Below are 17,310 nucleotides of genomic sequence, written 5' to 3' on the forward strand. Positions count from 1 at the left end.
GCAAACGGCTCTAAGAGCTTTTGAAATGCATTTCTGTATTCGATATTTATTTTATCTTTATCTCATGTATCGATCGCCCTTTTTTATAGTTTTATTATTGCTAATGTTTTCATCCTGTAAACAATATACCGAGTACGTGAAATCGGATGTAACGTATTATGTTGATGATGAAAATCGTCCTCATGATTATTTGGGCAAATCCGACAACTCTGTTTTTAAAGTTCCAATAGAAATCGAAATCCTTAAACGTGAAAATAAATCTACTCCGTTAGGTTTACAGGTAACTGCTTTTGGCTCTTTTGATGTTTATTGGGATGGTGTTTTTGTGGGAAGCAACGGTAAAATGGCAAAATCAGGCCAGCCTGAAATTCCGGGAACTGAACTGACTTATTATCAAATACCCGAAAAATTGGCTAATAAAGGCAAACACATTGTTACGGTAATTGGAACACAATCTAAAATTCGGGATGCAAATCGCAGCATCGGCTTAAAACTCGAGAGCTTTTTAAGACTTCATCGTGCTCCGCTTGTTGTCATGTCTTTTATGAACCTTATGGCAGGTGCTTTCCTTATTGCCTTTATTTATTATTTTTTTCTCTACATAAACAGTACTCGTAAAGAAGCAACGGTTTTACTTTTTGGAATAATCTGTCTGCTCTTTTTCTGCCTGCTTATTATAGAATACGTGAAATTTTATATCGATATTCCGTATACTCATTTTTATACCCGATTGCAGACTGTCGGTTTACTGACATTTGTAATTTCAATACTGGTTCCCTGGTATTTTATGCTGCAGTTTAGTTTTAAAAGAAAACGCTTGTTTTTATTTCTTTTAATTGTAAGTCTTCTAACAATTTATCTTGTTTACTATGGTCATTACGATTACACGGCCATCTATTTTAGTTATGCCATGTGTGCTCTCTCATTAATTATTGCCATCGATGCGGCATTTAGAAAAATTAAAGGCGGTTTAATAGTAGTGATTGGTTTACTGGCAAGTGTAATTGTAAATAAATATATGTTTTATGATTTTGGGTTGTTTATAGCCTTTACGATTATTGTCCTGTCAATGCTTTATCTGCATACTATCCGGGCAAAAGCGCTCGAAGAAGCTCATAATGCTTCGCTATTGCTTTCATCGAGATTACAGCTAGAACTGGTTAAGAAAAATATTCAGCCTCACTTTCTGCGTAACACACTGACTTCATTGATAGACTGGATCGAAGAATCTCCGCAGCAGGGCGTTGTATTTATTCGGGCACTGGCAGATGAATTTGATATTATGAATGCTATTGCAGAGGATACCTTGATTCCTATTCAGCAGGAAATCGAATTATGCCGAAAACATTTAGAAGTAATGTCTTTTCGAAAAGAAGTATGTTATAATTGGGAAGAAAAAAATATTGATGCCAATGAAGAAATTCCGCCTGCAGTTATTCATACCATTATAGAAAACGGAATCACACACAGTTTTCCTCCAAAACAAGGCTGTATTACTTTCTGTTTAAGTTTTACCAGAGAAAAACAATACAAACAATATACTTTGCTAACCTTGGCAAAAAACCGAAACAGAAAAAAAGAAAACAGCAACGGAACAGGTTTTAAATACATCAAAGCCAGATTAAATGAAAGTTATGGCAGCAATTGGGAATTTGACTCTTTTGCTATAGAAGAAGGATGGTGTACAACAATTAAAATTTTTGATAAAAAATGAAAATTCTAATTATTGAAGACGAAGCCCGAATTGCTAAACGAATCGAAAGAATGACCCGTGATTTTTTTGATAAAGAGGTTCAGATTCTGCTTAGCGATTCTGTTGAAAACGGACTAAACACAATCGAAAAACAGTCCATTGATTTACTGCTTCTCGATTTGAATTTGAATGGCGAGGACGGATTTGAAGTGCTGCAGACCGTTGTCGCAAAATCTTTTCAAACTATTATTATTTCTGCTTATACAGATAAAGCGATTATGGCATTTCATTATGGCGTTTTGGATTTTGTTCCGAAACCATTTGATGCAAACAGATTGGCTCAGGCCTTTACACGTTTTACAACACCGGAAAAAACAAATAGTCAGGATATTCAGTTTTTAGCCATAAAAAAATCAAAAACAATTAAACTGATCACAATTAAAGACATAAGATATATAAAAGGCGCAGGAATTTATACTGAACTACATTTAGTAAACGGCCGTGTAGAACTGCATGATAAATCTCTGGAATCATTAGAAAAACTCCTCCCGGTTGAATTCGAGCGAATTCATAAATCCTATATTCTGTGCTGGCAGGAAGCAGATAAACTGATTGTTGAAGCCGGCGGAAAATATAATATGTTACTTAAAAGTGGGGAATTATTGCCTGTGGGGCGTTCAAAATATAAAGAAATTAGGCATAAATTGATTTAGTTTTTGGTTTGAATAATTACTCAGATTCAGACATGTTATTTTAAAAAAAAAATCAGATAAACTTTATTTTCCAAATGTTTTAATATTATAAACTATTTTTCAGGTAAGTCTGTCTTACCTTTCTGGCTGTGTGATAAGCTAATTATAGGAAACTGTCAATTTTGTATCTGAAAGAGATATTTTTTAAGAGTGTCATAATATTGCCAAAAGAGTTGTTAAAGCTTTGGCCGCTTTTTCAGTTCATGAGAATTTCTGGGAAAGAGGGAAAAATAATTCTAAAAAAATGAATTAAGACAAGAAATGTTCTAATCTGGTTTTTAGTGTGTCTTCATTTATATGACCGAAATGATGTCCTAAAATATTATAGTTGTCATCAAAAATAATAAAAGAAGGAGTTCCTTGTAATTGATTAATTGTGAAGGTTTCTGCTATTAAAGGTATCTCAGAGTAATATGACTTTATTTTCATCAGTAATATTTCTTTTTCTTTTTCTGAAAAATTTGAAAAATTTGGAATAGCATTACAAATTACTTCAATCTTATCTGAGTTTATTAACTCTTCAGAAGATATAATACTGTCAAAAGCTACAGGAAATTTTGGAATTTCTGAATAGTTAGAAAGTCCATAATTTGATTTAAAATATTTTTTGGTTTCTCCAACTAATGTACCGTTATCTAATAAAAGTTTTAAGTTTGCTTCGTTATTGTATTCAAAGTCTTCAAAAGCAGTTGCTACCCCAATAAAGCCAACATTACTGCTAAATAATCTGTAAAGATTATTTATAATAGGAATACCATATATAAAACACCCCGGGCAGTTTACTTGAAATACAAATGCTATATTTACCTTTTGTATTTTAAATTCCCCTTGAACTAATTTCTGAATATTGAGATGAAATTTTGACATTGGTGAAATAATTATTCATTAAGTTATAGTACAAAATTAGTTAGGATTGCTAACTTGTTAATAGACCAGTTTTTACAATAACTCTTATTTTCTGGTATACATAATGCTCAAAAAACATAAAAAAAGCCTCTAATTAAAGAGGCTTTTTTAATATATGATCAGAGCAATACAGTTACTATATCATTACTTAACTCCATTCTGGAAACTGGGTTTTATTTAAGTCCAGCTTTTCAATCGCTTTCATATCTCCAGAATCTAGTTTGAAATCAAAAATCCCAAGATTTTCTACAATGTGTGCTTTTTGGGAAGATCTCGGAATGGCAACAATACCGAGTTGATAATGCCATCTCAAATTTACCTGAGCAACAGTTTTACTGTGCTTTTTGGCAATTTGAGTGAATACTTCATTTGTAAAAAGCTCATTGCGTCCTTCTGCAAAAGGCGCCCATGCCTCCATCTGGATATTATGTTTTTTCAACAAATTATACGCATCTCCCTGCTGAAAATAAGCATGTGTCTCAATCTGGTTTATAACTGGTTTTACCTGAGCATAAGACAAAAGATCAGCCAATTGGTTTGAATCGAAGTTACTTATTCCTATAGCCCTGATTTTTCCAGCTTTGTAAAGTTCTTCCATTGCTTTCCAGGATCCTTTTACATCACCTCTCGGACGGTGTATAAGATATAGATCAAGATAATCAAGTCCCAATTTAGTCAGTGTTTCTTCAAAACCTTTTTTTGCATTTTCATAACCGGCATCATCAACCCATAGTTTTGAGGTAACAAAAAGTTCCTTTCTGTTAATACCGCTTTGTTTTATTCCTTTGCCTACTGCTTCTTCATTTCCATATATTTTTGCAGTGTCAATAAGGCGGTAACCTACTGATAAAGCATCTGCTACAGATTGTTGGCATACTTCACCTCTTAATCCGTAAGTTCCAAATCCAAGGATCGGCATTTTTACGCTATTGTTCAGCTTAACATTTGTAATTTCTTTAGCATTATTATCCATTATTTCATTACCGAATAGATTGGGCATTCCAAATAGACCCAGGTAAATTCCTGCAGCTGCAGTGCTTTGTAAAAATCTGCGTCGGTTTATTTCATTTTTTTGGTTTTGGTTATTCATAATAGTTTAGTGTATTAGTCAATTTAAATGAGCTAATAAAAGTATATATTATATTTTAAATAGAATATTAATTTTTCAATGCGAAATTAATTATTAGGATATCAACGCTTACCATAAAAAAAAACTCCAAATCAATGATTTAGAGTTTTTATAATGCATTTAAATTATTTTTATAATCATTACTGAGACAACTCAGCTTCAGTATGCAAAGCACAAACCCAATTATTATTTTGTTTGATCCAGGTCGAAGTACAGGCACATTTTACAGGAGCTTTTTCTTTAGCATCTTGTATTCCTAATTCTATTACGTATCCTATTATTGCAGTATTTTCAATCGACTTTGCTTCGACATCAGAAATACTTAATACTTTTATTTTATCACCATCGCCTGATTCAAACATCTTTTTAAATTTGGCTTCATCGACACTTTGTACACCATTTTTGCCGGCAATTATACAAGGAAAATATGTAAGCTGTTTTACCGTTTCGTAATCGTGATTCTCCATTCCCTGCCAATATTTTTTTTCCAGTTCAATAATTTGCGTTTCCATAATCAATCTTTTAATAATTAAACAGTTATACAAATTACAAACTAATAATGAAATGCAGGTAAAGCTTTAACATAGATTTAATCCTTTATAAATTACATTATTTCTTAAATAGATGACAAAACAACCTTTTTGTTATTTTACATGTTTCTTTGTTCTGTAGGAACATCTCATTGGTAAAAAAATTATATTGCAATAATGGTTTACGTTCCGTAGGAATGTTTGATTTTGACATTGTTTTTCAATAATCTGATCTGTCAAACGTTTCTACGGAACGTAAATGTTACTGATCTTCATTTTTTCTACCTACGAAACATTTCCTATGGAATGATAAATCGGATACCAAAAGTGACCAATTTAGTCCCTAAAAACAAATTAATTATAGTAAAAGAGGCTGTCTCAAAAATTGAGACAGCCTCTTTTATATTTATTTAAAAAAATTAACGCCAGCCCAGTTCCGGGGCAATGTATTTTAGAATTGAAGATAATATATGTACATTATAATCAACGCCCAAAGTGTTGGGTATAGTTAGCAATACTGTATCTGCTTCCTGAATCGCTTCATCCTGAGCAAGCTCTGCAATAAGTTTATCCGGTTCGGCGGCATAACTTTTTCCGAAAATGGCACGTTTATCACTTTCTATATAGCCAAAACTATCGGCTGCTTTACCCTGATTTCCAAAGTAAAGTTTATCCTGATCGTTTACCAGAGCAAAAATAGATCGGCTTACCGAAACTCTTGGTTCGCGATTATGTCCGGCTTTTTTCCAGGCTTCTTTGTATATCCTGATTTGTTCTGCCTGCTGGATATGGAAAGGTTTTCCGTTTTCGTCAAATTTCAACGTCGAACTTTGCAGATGCATTCCGTTTTCAGCTGCCCAAATAGCAGTAGCATTAGAGGCTGCTCCCCACCAGATTCGATCGCGTAATCCTTCAGAATGTGGTTCCAAACGCAATAATCCGGGCGGATTTGGAAACATCGGATATGGATTTGGCTCGGCAAATCCTACACCGTCTAATCTCTCTAAAAATTCCAACGCTTTTTTACGTCCCATATTAGCATCTGTTTCCCCTTCTAAAGGTTCATAACCAAAAGAACGCCAGCCGTCAATAACTTGTTCCGGTGATCCCCTGCTGATTCCTAATTGTAAACGTCCTTCTGAAATTATGTCTGCGGCACCGGCATCTTCAACCATATACAAAGGATTTTCATATCGCATATCGATAACGCCTGTCCCAATTTCTATTTTGCTTGTTTTGGCTCCAATGGCCGAAAGCAAAGGAAATGGAGACGCAAGTTGTTGTGCGAAATGATGTACTCTGAAATAAGCTCCGTCTATGCCTATTTCTTCTGCAGCAACAGCTAAATCAATTGATTGAAGAAGTGTATCGCTTGCTGTACGTGCTTTATATGATGGATGATTGGCCCAATGCCCAAACGATAAAAATCCTATTTTTTTCATAGATAGCATTGTTATAATTTATAATTCCAAATATACGCATCATTATTGAGTGAAACTATACTCTTTATGTCGAAACTGTTATCATTTGCTAAGATTTATCGTAACGAACACATAATATGCTTTTAGGTTTTAGCAGGAAATTCATCTCGTGTAAATATCCTTTTTATCTTTTCAATTGTTTCTGTAGATTTTTCCTGTATCACTTTTCATCAACAAATTATAACAGTTCTTTAAAAATTGTCTGATCCAAAAAATATGATCAACTCGGTTTTTTTCAATAGTAGAATCAACTGATTCTTCAGCTTCTTTAACTGGTGATGTTTCTATTTTATTTTTGAATGAATTCGAAAAGAAATTTTTCTTAGTTAAGTTTATTTTAGGGTCAATAATAGGATTTATAATTTTCATAATCTTTAAAATAAATTCTGTTACTATAAAACCTAAACTATTTTAGAGATTAATAAAACAGCAATAAAGAAAACGATGGCAAAAACCATTAAATTTATAAACCTGTCTTTATTCTGCAAAGATTTTTTTGATACATATAGTTTCGTAATCTCCTTACTCCTTGTTTTATCTGCTTTCATATTGTTTTAATTGATATTGATTTATTTAAATTTCTCTAACAGAAACAAATGACATGCCAGAGCATTTTAGATAAAAGCAAAATACTAACTATCAACAAACTACAAAAAAAGAATAGCCCGCTTATTTTTAAATACCTTTCAAAATGATAAGATAGGCAATTCAAAATGAAAGGGATATGCTGTAAAAAGAAGTTCGAAAAAGAACTTGATTCGACTACTTATTTTAAATTCTTCAAAAAGAATAACCGTTTTTTCTCTAATTATTTTTTGGATAATTCCAATTCAAGCTCTTTTACCCTATTCTCTAAATCAGAAATATACTTTTTCTGTGGCAATAATGCCTGTTCAATTTCTTCAGTAGTATAACGCGGCGTAATATGCTGCGGACAGTTCCAGTCGTAAGCCTGAATTTCAAAAACCATCATGCGCTCCGGACGAAACTTATAATCTTCTGGTTTTAAAATATCATATAGTTCCTTATTCTCTTCTAAATTAACAATTTTCGCTTTTGCATACAGTTTTAATCGGGCTCTTTGCGGGTATGAAATCATAATTAGCGCTACTTTTTCATTTTTAGAAATATTACCCGTAGAAATATATTGTCGGTTGCCCGAAAAGTCAACAATTCCAATTGTTTTATCATCAATTACTTTAATAAATCCTGCTGGTCCGCCTCGGTGCTGAATGTATGGATATTCATTTTCTCCAAAACTGGCCATATAAAAACTATCTCTGTCACTTATAAAGTTAATTTCGTTTTCTGTCAATCCGTCTACAACCGACATTTTTTCCATGCGATCATAAGCGCTTCTGCTTCCCGCTTCTTCCTGCATTTTTTTAATAGTATCTGTAAAAGCTAATTGTCCGTAATTCATAATAGAAAATTTAAATTGTTCTTAAATCTATTCTGTAGTGCATTACAAAGTTCAACTATTATATAGTAATATGAAATGGACAATTTTTACATTATGATGGATAATTATTATATATGTAGAAACAAAAAAGGTTCGCTATTGCTAGCGAACCAAATCATCTTTTTTAACACCTAAACTGCTGTCTATTTTTTCGTTTAGTTCTATTCTCGCTTTCAGGATATAAGTGATCGCTGTGCTAATTAGAAAAAATAAGGAGATAATCAGTATTACCAATGTAACCAGAAGCCCTTTTATTATTTTCCAGGAGTTCATTATTTTAAAACAAACGAACAGATAATCCTGTCTGAATTTGCTGGCTGTTAGCTTTTTCGCCAAAATTGCTCACATCAGAAAATCCCCAGATATATCTTCCATAAATCGTAATGGGTCTTATATTGATTTCGGCTCCGGCAACAACGGCAAAATCGGTTTTTTTGAAAAGTTTTTTACTATTATCTAAAACACTTTGATTACCGCTCGCCAAAAAACTGAACTGAGGACCAGCCGTAAAAGTGATCAATCCTTTACTGTTTAAATAATTATTTTAATGGGAAACTACAGCTTAAGATAAAACACAGCAAAGACGAGGCTGTAATTGTAAGCAGAACAAAAGCTTCTATGCTAAAATTGTGGCTGGATTATTAAAAGAAATTTAAACACATAGAAACATAGCTTTAGCACTTTTAAAAAAGGCGTTTCACTTATTTACAACACACATAGACGGGCTATATGTTAGAAACATGTTTCTTTTTATATTCTTTTGCACACATAAAACCTATGTTTCTATGTGTTAAAAAATTACTTTTTACTTGATTCAAAAAAAAATTTTGTAATCTTATAAAAATCAATACATTTGTCGCTCATCCATAACAGAAAATGAAAAACTTAATTAACATCACTATTATTAGCAGCATTATTATCATTCGATAATGATCAGGGATGTTATATAAATAAGTACACGATACAATTTAAAACCTCCCTTTTTGGGAGGTTTTTTTATTTAAAATATACATGAAAAATTCAGTACAAATTATTATTAGCGCAATTATCATTATTCGTCTACCGTGACGAGGCAGGATTCTATTGCATAATAAAAGCCTTTCTCTGTCAAACGAGAAAGGCTTTTTTATTTCTAAAAACTCTACTTACAAATAATTAAAAAATAAATGAAACAAGAATATACTTTAACCGCCTATACAGAAGATCAAATGGGATTACTGAATAAAATAACCGTTATACTTTCCCGACGAAAAATTAGTTTGGAAAGTCTCAATATCTCAACTTGTGAAATCGACAAAATGTACCGTTGCACGCTCGTTATCAATGATACTTTTGAAGTAGTTAGAAACATAGCGCTTCAAATCGAAAAAATTATCGAGGTTTTTAAATGTTACTGCAGCACAAACGACGAAATCGTATGGAAACAAATGGGTTTATTTAAAGTAAAAACTTCGAGCATCATGAAAGAAGAAATGAATTTTTTACTTAGAAAATATAATACTCAATTTATAACTATCGAAAAAGATTTTACGGTTTTTGAAGTAACGGGACATGAAAATGAAATCAATAATCTGGCTACTGAATTAAAGGAATTTGAATTAATCGAATTTATAAAAAGTGCCCGAATTGCTGTTACTTTAAATAGTGGCACTTTTGAGATATAGTATAATTTTTGAATTCCATTAAAACCTAAAAAAATTAGCACCAACCCAACGCTCCTTCCAACTGTTCCAAACTTCTTCAAACTGAACATCATTTTCTTTATAATCAATTTTAAACAATTCTTTTGCTGCAGCAATATTCTTATGCTCTTTCAAAAAACATAAAAAATCATATTGTTCTTTGTGCAGATCGTAAATTGCTAATTTAAATTTGTGTCTCAAAACCACGCAATAACTTTCCTTTTGAAGAGGCAAATCAGGATTCTTGTTATTTTTAAATTCAGAATAATATTTTCGAACAGGAAACTGGAACTTAAATAAGGCAAATACAGGCACCAATTTTAGTTCATTTTCAGGTGTATCGATTGTGGCTAATTGGTAATTTTCGTCTGCTTTTAGATCAAAAAGAACACCAATAGCATATTCAAATTTGGCGAGTTCAATCATAAAATCAATCCAATCTTCTTTTATATCTTCATCAGCATCGGGTCTGTTATTTTCCAGATATTCTGCAAAATGAGCTCCTAAAAAAGATAAATTGTAATTATAAGAAGGTTTTGAAGCCAGATAATCATCGGCGAAAGCGCAAAAAATTGCTTCGCCTAAAGCATATTCTAAAGCACTAAACTGCTGCGACATGCAATTTCGCAGTCGTGCAATATAACTTCGCTGGTAAATGGCTAAATGTTCCTGAGCTGTAAGTTTTTCCGAATGACAAATTACATCTTCAATTGAAGCTGCATTTTCTGCATTCGAAAGCAAATCATTAGGGTTTATTCCTGTTTGCTGATAAGGATCAAGCAAAAGCTGCTGCATCCATTGCTGAAAGTCTTTTAATGGTATTTTTACCGTTTTCTGCATTTTTGGAGTTTATAAAAATTTGTCTACAGCGAATAAATTCAATGGGTTTGAAACTTGTTCTTCATCAGTAGAAAAAATTTCTTTTTCAACTCCAACAAATGCTGCGTCCATGTATTGTTTTGATTTCAGTAATTCAGAATGGTACACATCAAAAGCCGGAATATTACCATCCCATTCTAATAAAATGGATGCCTGATTGGCTAATTGATAAGCTTTTTGAAACAATTTCCAAACCTGATTATTTACTTCCCTATCGTGTGTATCAATAATATAATTGCCACAATTTTGATGACCTGCCAAATGCATTTGAACTATTTTATCATGTGGAATTCCGTTAATGTATTCTACAGGATCAAAATCATTATTAAAAGAAGATACATAAACGTTGTTTACATCCAAGAGTAATCCACAGCCAGTTTCTTCGGTCATGATTCGTAAAAACTCCCATTCCGGAAGGGTCGAATTATTGAAGGCTGCGTAGGTACTTGGATTTTCTACAATCAGTGGTCGTTCTAAATAATCCTGAACTTGTTTGATTCGGTTACAAACATGTTTTAATGAATCTTCATTTAGCGGAAGCGGCAGTAAATCATGCGAATTGGTCGTTAAAACTCCTGTCCAGCACAAATGATCACTAATCCAGGCTGGCTTGACTTCACTTGCAAGTTGTTTTAAACTTTTCAGATAATCAAAATTTAAGGGATCAGTGCTTCCTATAGAAAGCGATACCCCGTGCATTACCACGGGATATTTTTCTGCTATTTGTTGTAAAATATATCTTGGACGTCCATGTGAATCCATGAAATTCTCAGAAATTACCTCAAACCAATCTACGGCAGGGTTCTTCTCCAGAATATGTTCAAAATGCTGGCTTCTGAGTCCTAATCCCAATCCTAAATTGGGTAATCCAAGTCTAGTGTCCATTATTTTTGGGTTGACAATTTGAAAGACTTTCCGGTAGTTTTTTAGCGCTTTCTTCTTCCATTTTCAAAACTCTTTCCGCTGCCGCAGCTTTTCTTTCAGCAGGATTATTAATGTAGGAACAAGATCTTGAACCGCTTTGTCCGCAAGAAGAATAATCTACACCTGAAGTGCCGCGAATGGAGTTTACATATTCATCGCTTGGCCCATATTGCTGGGGAGCTTCGCCAAAGGATTCTCCCTTTTTTATTCTTTTTTCTTCAAAACGTATTCTTGCTAATTGCCAGACACTAAGTCCTTTGTTAGGCCCTTGTGCCATAAAACGAGAAGATAAAATAGGCACACCGCAGCTTCCTTGGTAGCGACAATCATTTTCGCCCGGATGACAAAGTTCTTCTGTTGTACCAAAAATCCCGCAGCCTCCCTGCCCTTTACAAGCATTTAAAGTGTGACAAGGATGACCAACTGCTGTTGAGCAATCACCTTGGCCTGCACAATCATTATTTCCTGAATATCCCGCATTTTTGCATGAATTAAGCCCCATGCATACATGAAGTTCTTTTGTTACTAATTCTGACATGTTGTATACTTTTATATTAATGATTGTGTCTATAAGGTGTAGTTGGTACTTTAGGAATATCGGCTTCAATGCTGTAATCTAATCCTACGTCTGGTAAAGACGGGAAATAGTTTTCGCTTTTTATAGCCCAGCCCCAATTTACAGGGTCGGCTTTCGCTAATTGATCAACCAAACTCATGATTTGTGCTTTTGGTCTTAAGAAACTTTGCTCAAATGAAAAAGGTTCAAATGTTAAAGCGCCTTTATAAGCCTGATTGCCTTTGGTATAAGTGTATTGGTTAATTTGATTACCAACACCGCTTAAAAGCCAAATCATTGATTTATGAATACCAAAAATGAATAAATCGTATTGTGTACTTTCGTCTTTATGGTAACAGGCTTCAATCATTAAGAGGATATAAGCAAAAACTGCATTACCTAATTGTGAACATAATGCCAGTGCCTGATTACCCGAAGCTATATAATCGGCTGTTTTAGGATTAGCATCAGTATCATATACAAAATAGCTGAAGAAATCATCTAATCCCTGAATGTTACGGAACTTTTGCTGATAATGCCCGCCAAGTGTGTAGGCTTCAAGAAATTTGGCAAAATGAGCAGGTTCTTTCCCGGAATCATCATAATCACCTTCCCAAAAAACTACTTTGCCATCAACAATATCCATTGGTACCGGCATTTTATTTTCGCCCCAAATTAAAGTATGCTGCTTGTATTTACTTTTTCCTTCTCCCTGTTCAATGATGCGATGTATAGCTTCAATTGCCGAGTGAGCGTCGTGTACGCCAACAAGTCCTTCACTATCATCTGTATTGGCAAATTGAGGATTGTGATCTCTGTCATAATGTACCGTATTCATTGAATTTTGAGAATAATACGGTCTCGGACGATCCGGATTATCCGGCGGAAGCAATTGTGGTCTTTGCTCATAAGGTCCCGGGAAATCCTCTTTTATACATTTGATAATCATTTCATATAAAAGTCCAATCGTTTGATATTCAACAGTATCCAGTAATTGTGCATTTGCATAAGGATCTTTAAACGGTTCAGGGCTTTCAATTTGTAAAAATGTAGTCAATTGCTTCAATGACAATTTTGCTGCATCAATTTGAAATTCAGGAATATGTCCGTCTAATTGTGTTGGAAATGTTAATACTTTTCCAATTCCCATTAAATCAGGTGCCGTCTGACAAACTGCTTGTTTCACATTGCATGAAAGTGCCAGATGCAGCATTTCTTCAATAACAACGCTCATAATTAAGGCAGCCGATTTATTCGAATAAACTAATATATCGAGTTTCAGTTCTTGCGCCAGTTGGTCGATTTCGGCAGCAGTACGCACGCCGGATTTTGAAAGCTGCGCATGAAGTTTAGCATACAGTTTATCCTGATCCTGTGCTCTGTTTATCGAATAATAAGTCGATAAATACGTTGGAATAGTAGCAAGCTCCAGTGCAATTGCCTGCTGCATTACATCTTTGATATTGTCTTTTGTTACCGAAGTAGAAAAGTTAAATAGTTTTTTGGTTTTCATTTGTTTTTGGTTAAAGTAGATTATTCCGGACTGATAAATGGATAGTATTTTTCGTCAATAATAGGTTCGATTCCAAAGAAATCATTCAAAACAGATTCAGCAGTACAAAATGCGCCTTCTACCCAAGCCTGATCGTTTGAATACGTTTCTCCTACAATAAAAATTTCGCAGTCTGTGTTTGGAACAAGCTGAGATGGTTTTCTAATTTTTCTTTGTACATCACCTAAATTATAGTGCGATTTATAGGCATGATATCCTGCATTAAATGGAGGAAGCGACCAGTCCATATATTTAGTTTCTAAAGGTTCTGGCACATACGAATAATCAGCCTGCGGTCCAAAATGCAGTGACGCTAGTTGCGAACGAAGCATTTTCACCATTACCGGAGTAGCTTCTCTTGGCCCTTCAAGCGGCTGACAGTCTCTGGATTCAGGAATTTCGCGCGTAGCATTTGGTCCAAGTTCTAAAGGTTTCCAGAATGTTGAATATTGAATATCATCGTAACTGGCCAAAATACCGTATACTTTTTTTCCTTTTCCGTCTCTGGCATTATCACCAAAATAAACCACTTGGCGAATAGGCATATCTGTAATACTTGGCCCAATAGTATCTAATTCGGCTACAGTCGAAATTTGTTTTTCTTGTTTAAAAGTTAAACGTTCTTCGATTGCATTTTCTACAGCAGTTATAAAGCTTACCTTATCGTTAAACGAATTAACAATAATAGCCGGATTTTTAGCCGATTCTATTTTTTTAAGATAGTTAGAAGGAAAGCCCTCTTTTTTTAATTTCTCAATTCCTTCTTGTGTCAGGAAATAACTTGTAAGTTTTGCAGGATACGTTGGGCTTCCGGCTTCGGTTGTTCTCCACCAAGGTGTATCGAAAAACATCCCTATTTTGTATGAAGGTTCCATTAATACAGACTCTAAATACAACTGTACTTTTTCATGATTTAATACATCGGTTGCTTCTTCATCACTGTATCTGCTTGCCTGCGCTACTAAGTCAATTGCTGCTCTAGGCATAGCAAGAAATGCTGCATCACATTTTTTTCTTTCTGCAAGTGCATCTGGATCTTTGCGTGTTGCAGTTGTAAAATTCACTCCTGATTTAGTGTGCACAATAGAACGCAATCTAATGTTTGGATAATAATTTAGAGTAATCCCTTTTTGTTTTGCCAGTTTTTCCACTTCTTCAAATAAAGAATCAAATAAGCTGGAATATCCTTTTATTAAAGTTTTGTATTCTGTTCCCGGAAGAAACTCATCATTCACATTAAATGATTGGGCGCTATTACTGTTTACTACGTTTGAACTATAGCCATTTCCATCAGATAAGTAGCTAAATCCTTCTTGGTCAAGCATATCATAACCCAGATTCCAATATCCAATTTCTTTTAGTAAATCTCCTTTTTGGTAGATTGAACTATCAGGCATATCAATATTGATCCTTCCTTCTTCATAAAATTTGCACCATTCTCTTCGGGTAGTCGGCCCTGATGTTTGTGTGATTGCTACAGATTGTATGGTTGTAAAACCATCATCTGGCGGAGCATCCTGAGCGTAATTGTTTGCGAAATACGGAGCTGGCTGATTAGAATTGATATCTGAGATATACATGTTTTTTGAACGCAAAGACATCAATGGGTCTGCTGATTCATTAAACGGAACTGAATCTTTCTTTAAATCCAGTTCTTCAATGGTTTTAGTCACTAAACGGTGTCCCGGCCCCTGAGGAGTTCCATCCCAATATAAATATCTCATACCTCCTAATTCAAGGTACGAATTGTCTTTGTCGTCTTTATAATGCCATGTACAAACACGTGCGCCCGGTTCTCTGGTTCCCGGATTTTTTTTAGAAAAATCATATTTTCCCCAGTCGTAAAGTTCTAATACATCGCCCTTAACGAGCATTTTTTCGTTTTTGGCGAGTTTAGATTTTCCATCGAGTAATCTCCACGCCGTATAGAGTCCGGCTGCACCTGCTCCAAAAATAGAGTATGTTTTTTTGCTCATGATAGTATGTTTTAGATTTTTTAGTAGTTATAGATAGTGGTTTTATTCATTTCCCAATCTTGCCATTTGCTGTGCCAGATCTTTTTGAGGAATTACAATTTCTACCAGAGTTGGAAGATTTGTTTTTTTCTTAAGATTTAGAAGTACTTGATCTAACTCTGAAACAGTTTCAGCACGATAGCTGTTTGCTCCAAATGCTTTGGCAAGTGCCTGATAATCCCATTTTGGAAGAATATCAAATGCATCAAACTTATGATCCGGGCCTGCTTTAAAGGAGTCCATGTCGACATATACCTGCTCAATTGCATATACACCATTACTCATCACGAAGATTACGGAGTTGATGTTGTATTTTACAAGGGTAGAAAGTGATTGTGCGATCATCATAAAACCACCGTCACCGGCTACAGTCCAGGCTTGTTTACCGCTTCCCAACTGAGCTCCTGAAGCTGCACCGGTTTCAAAACCAATACACTGCCACGCAGCCGAAGAAATATAAGCGTTTTGAGATAATCCGTAAATATTGGTAGCCACGTACATTGATGAACTTACACCGAAAGTCATTACAATATCGTCCAGCATTTTTTCTTTTTTCAGAAAAGATGTTGCATGTTCAAAAAAGCGGTTAAACGTTATTACTTCCGGAGTTAAATCGTATTTAGGATCAGAGTTCGATCTCCATGGTTCCGGGAATCTTGGCTGAGCCGGAGCTATTACTTTTAAAGGATATCCTGATGCTCTTTTAAAGCGTTCTGTTAAGGCTTCGATAAAGTCTTTTAAAGTTACTCCTGAATAGGTAAAATAACCAACTCTCGTTTCCTGAGTAGTTACCTGAATCATATCCGAAAATTTATTTTCTACCAGCCATAAATAGTCATCGGTAATAATAGTTCCTAAGGATAAAATACAGTCAGAAGCTTCGACTAATTTTATAACTTCGGGTATTGAAGCCTGATCAGAATAGGTACCGATAAATTTATCGCCTTTCTCATCGAGAACCGTTTTTCCAAGTGAAGTTGTAGTGTACAACATTCCGCTTGCTTTAATAAGTTCTTCTAATTGCTTGGTTAGTTTATGTCGCAAGAGCTCTACTCCGGCAAAAATCAAAGGATTTTTTGACTGACTAATTTGTGACCATGCCTGAGAAACAGCATTTTCAAGTGCCGCTGGTTCACTTTTTATTATTTCAGGTTCTAGTTTTTTACTGGAAGGTTTAGGGCAAGGTTCGCCCCACACCTCTTTATAACATGCTATATAAACAGGTCTTTGGTGTGTAAGTGCTGCGATAAGTAATTTATCAATTTTTTCAGGGGCGCCTGCAGAAGTGCTTAGTGTCTCGGCAGCAACAGTTACTCTTTCATAAACTTCCTGATCTACGTTAAGATTACCTGTAGAGTGATGGTAAAGTACATTGTACATACTCCCTATTTGTCGTGCATCTGCTCCGGGTGTGGCACTAATTACAACAACAGGACTGCGTTCTACATATGCTCCTGCAATAGCATTTAATGCGCTAAAAGTACTTACTCCGTATTGTAAAGATACGGCAGCTAAACCTCTGGTACGTGCATAAGCATCTGCCGCGTAAGAAGCGTCTAGTTCGTTTGAAGTTCCAATGGTTTCAATTCCGTCAAAGTATTCCAGAGCCTGTGTAAAATGCTTTACATAATCCCCCGGAATTTGAAAAACCTCGGTGACATTTAATTGTTTGAGTCGGGTTAGCAGATAATCTGCGACCGTAAATTCTTTGGTAGGTTTCATTTTTTGGTTATTAGAATTAGGAGTATT

General features: G+C 34.6%; 16 protein-coding genes. 3 read left to right on the top strand and 13 right to left on the bottom strand.

Translation table 11 applies throughout. The features are described from left to right. The first annotated feature begins 103 nt into the window (after positions 1-103). Positions 104-1,714, top strand: a complete 1,611-nt coding sequence (locus FLAPXU55_RS11425) for a histidine kinase (protein WP_235992030.1) — start codon at positions 104-106, stop codon at positions 1,712-1,714. Next, positions 1,711-2,406 (top strand): LytR/AlgR family response regulator transcription factor, encoded by a 696-nt coding sequence (locus FLAPXU55_RS11430; RefSeq protein ID WP_180857761.1) that lies wholly within the window; start codon positions 1,711-1,713, stop codon positions 2,404-2,406. Before FLAPXU55_RS11425 ends, FLAPXU55_RS11430 begins: the two co-directional genes overlap by 4 nt. A gap of 288 nt (positions 2,407-2,694) precedes the next feature. Here FLAPXU55_RS11430 and FLAPXU55_RS11435 read toward each other — a convergent pair whose 3' ends face one another. From FLAPXU55_RS11435 to FLAPXU55_RS11465, 7 genes are all read right to left on the bottom strand, one after another. Beyond that, a complete protein-coding gene (locus FLAPXU55_RS11435; RefSeq protein WP_180857762.1) occupies positions 2,695-3,312 on the bottom strand; it encodes a TlpA family protein disulfide reductase in 618 nt (205 codons plus the stop codon). A gap of 187 nt (positions 3,313-3,499) precedes the next feature. Then, the gene (locus FLAPXU55_RS11440; protein WP_235992031.1) at positions 3,500-4,441 is read right to left on the bottom strand and encodes an aldo/keto reductase; all 942 of its coding nucleotides are present in this window, start codon (positions 4,439-4,441) and stop codon (positions 3,500-3,502) included. A gap of 179 nt (positions 4,442-4,620) precedes the next feature. Next, the gene (locus FLAPXU55_RS11445; protein ID WP_053471192.1) at positions 4,621-4,992 is read right to left on the bottom strand and encodes a nuclear transport factor 2 family protein; all 372 of its coding nucleotides are present in this window, start codon (positions 4,990-4,992) and stop codon (positions 4,621-4,623) included. A 437-nt stretch (positions 4,993-5,429) separates the two neighbouring features. Then, entirely contained in the window at positions 5,430-6,452 is a 1,023-nt protein-coding gene (locus tag FLAPXU55_RS11450) for an LLM class flavin-dependent oxidoreductase (protein ID WP_180857763.1), read from the bottom strand. A gap of 171 nt (positions 6,453-6,623) precedes the next feature. Then, complete coding sequence (locus FLAPXU55_RS11455; RefSeq protein ID WP_180857764.1) at positions 6,624-6,860, bottom strand: hypothetical protein; 237 nt, start codon at positions 6,858-6,860, stop codon at positions 6,624-6,626. A 439-nt stretch (positions 6,861-7,299) separates the two neighbouring features. Then, on the bottom strand, positions 7,300-7,914 hold the full coding sequence (locus tag FLAPXU55_RS11460; protein ID WP_180857765.1) for a pyridoxamine 5'-phosphate oxidase family protein: 615 nt from the start codon (positions 7,912-7,914) through the stop codon (positions 7,300-7,302). Positions 7,915-8,230: 316 nt separating this feature from the next. Continuing rightward, on the bottom strand, positions 8,231-8,473 hold the full coding sequence (locus tag FLAPXU55_RS11465; RefSeq protein WP_180857766.1) for an outer membrane beta-barrel protein: 243 nt from the start codon (positions 8,471-8,473) through the stop codon (positions 8,231-8,233). A 646-nt stretch (positions 8,474-9,119) separates the two neighbouring features. Here FLAPXU55_RS11465 and ilvN point away from each other — a divergent pair. After that, on the top strand, positions 9,120-9,617 hold the full coding sequence (ilvN, locus tag FLAPXU55_RS11470) for an acetolactate synthase small subunit (protein WP_180857767.1): 498 nt from the start codon (positions 9,120-9,122) through the stop codon (positions 9,615-9,617). Between the two features lie 18 nt (positions 9,618-9,635). Here the strand turns inward: ilvN and FLAPXU55_RS11475 are convergent, their stop codons facing one another. Genes FLAPXU55_RS11475 through FLAPXU55_RS11500 form a run of 6 tightly spaced genes read right to left on the bottom strand, consistent with a single transcriptional unit; the run spans position 9,636 to position 17,283 of the window. Continuing rightward, complete coding sequence (locus FLAPXU55_RS11475; RefSeq protein WP_180857768.1) at positions 9,636-10,475, bottom strand: HvfC/BufC N-terminal domain-containing protein; 840 nt, start codon at positions 10,473-10,475, stop codon at positions 9,636-9,638. A gap of 9 nt (positions 10,476-10,484) precedes the next feature. Then, on the bottom strand, positions 10,485-11,399 hold the full coding sequence (gene bufB, locus FLAPXU55_RS11480) for an MNIO family bufferin maturase (RefSeq protein WP_180857769.1): 915 nt from the start codon (positions 11,397-11,399) through the stop codon (positions 10,485-10,487). Continuing rightward, complete coding sequence (locus tag FLAPXU55_RS11485) at positions 11,389-11,976, bottom strand: hypothetical protein (protein ID WP_110345497.1); 588 nt, start codon at positions 11,974-11,976, stop codon at positions 11,389-11,391. The genes bufB and FLAPXU55_RS11485 overlap by 11 nt, the downstream gene beginning before the upstream one ends. Positions 11,977-11,992: 16 nt before the next feature. Beyond that, positions 11,993-13,507: a ferritin-like domain-containing protein gene (locus tag FLAPXU55_RS11490; RefSeq protein WP_180857770.1), complete on the bottom strand. Its 1,515-nt coding sequence runs from the start codon at positions 13,505-13,507 to the stop codon at positions 11,993-11,995. 20 nt (positions 13,508-13,527) lie between these two features. Next, positions 13,528-15,522: a flavin monoamine oxidase family protein gene (locus FLAPXU55_RS11495; RefSeq protein ID WP_180857771.1), complete on the bottom strand. Its 1,995-nt coding sequence runs from the start codon at positions 15,520-15,522 to the stop codon at positions 13,528-13,530. 42 nt (positions 15,523-15,564) lie between these two features. Beyond that, positions 15,565-17,283, bottom strand: a complete 1,719-nt coding sequence (locus FLAPXU55_RS11500; protein WP_180857772.1) for an alpha-keto acid decarboxylase family protein — start codon at positions 17,281-17,283, stop codon at positions 15,565-15,567. Positions 17,284-17,310: the final 27 nt, after the last annotated feature.

The sequence above is a fragment of the Flavobacterium panici genome, from assembly GCF_903819335.1.
Taxonomy (GTDB): Bacteria; Bacteroidota; Bacteroidia; order Flavobacteriales; family Flavobacteriaceae; genus Flavobacterium; species Flavobacterium panici.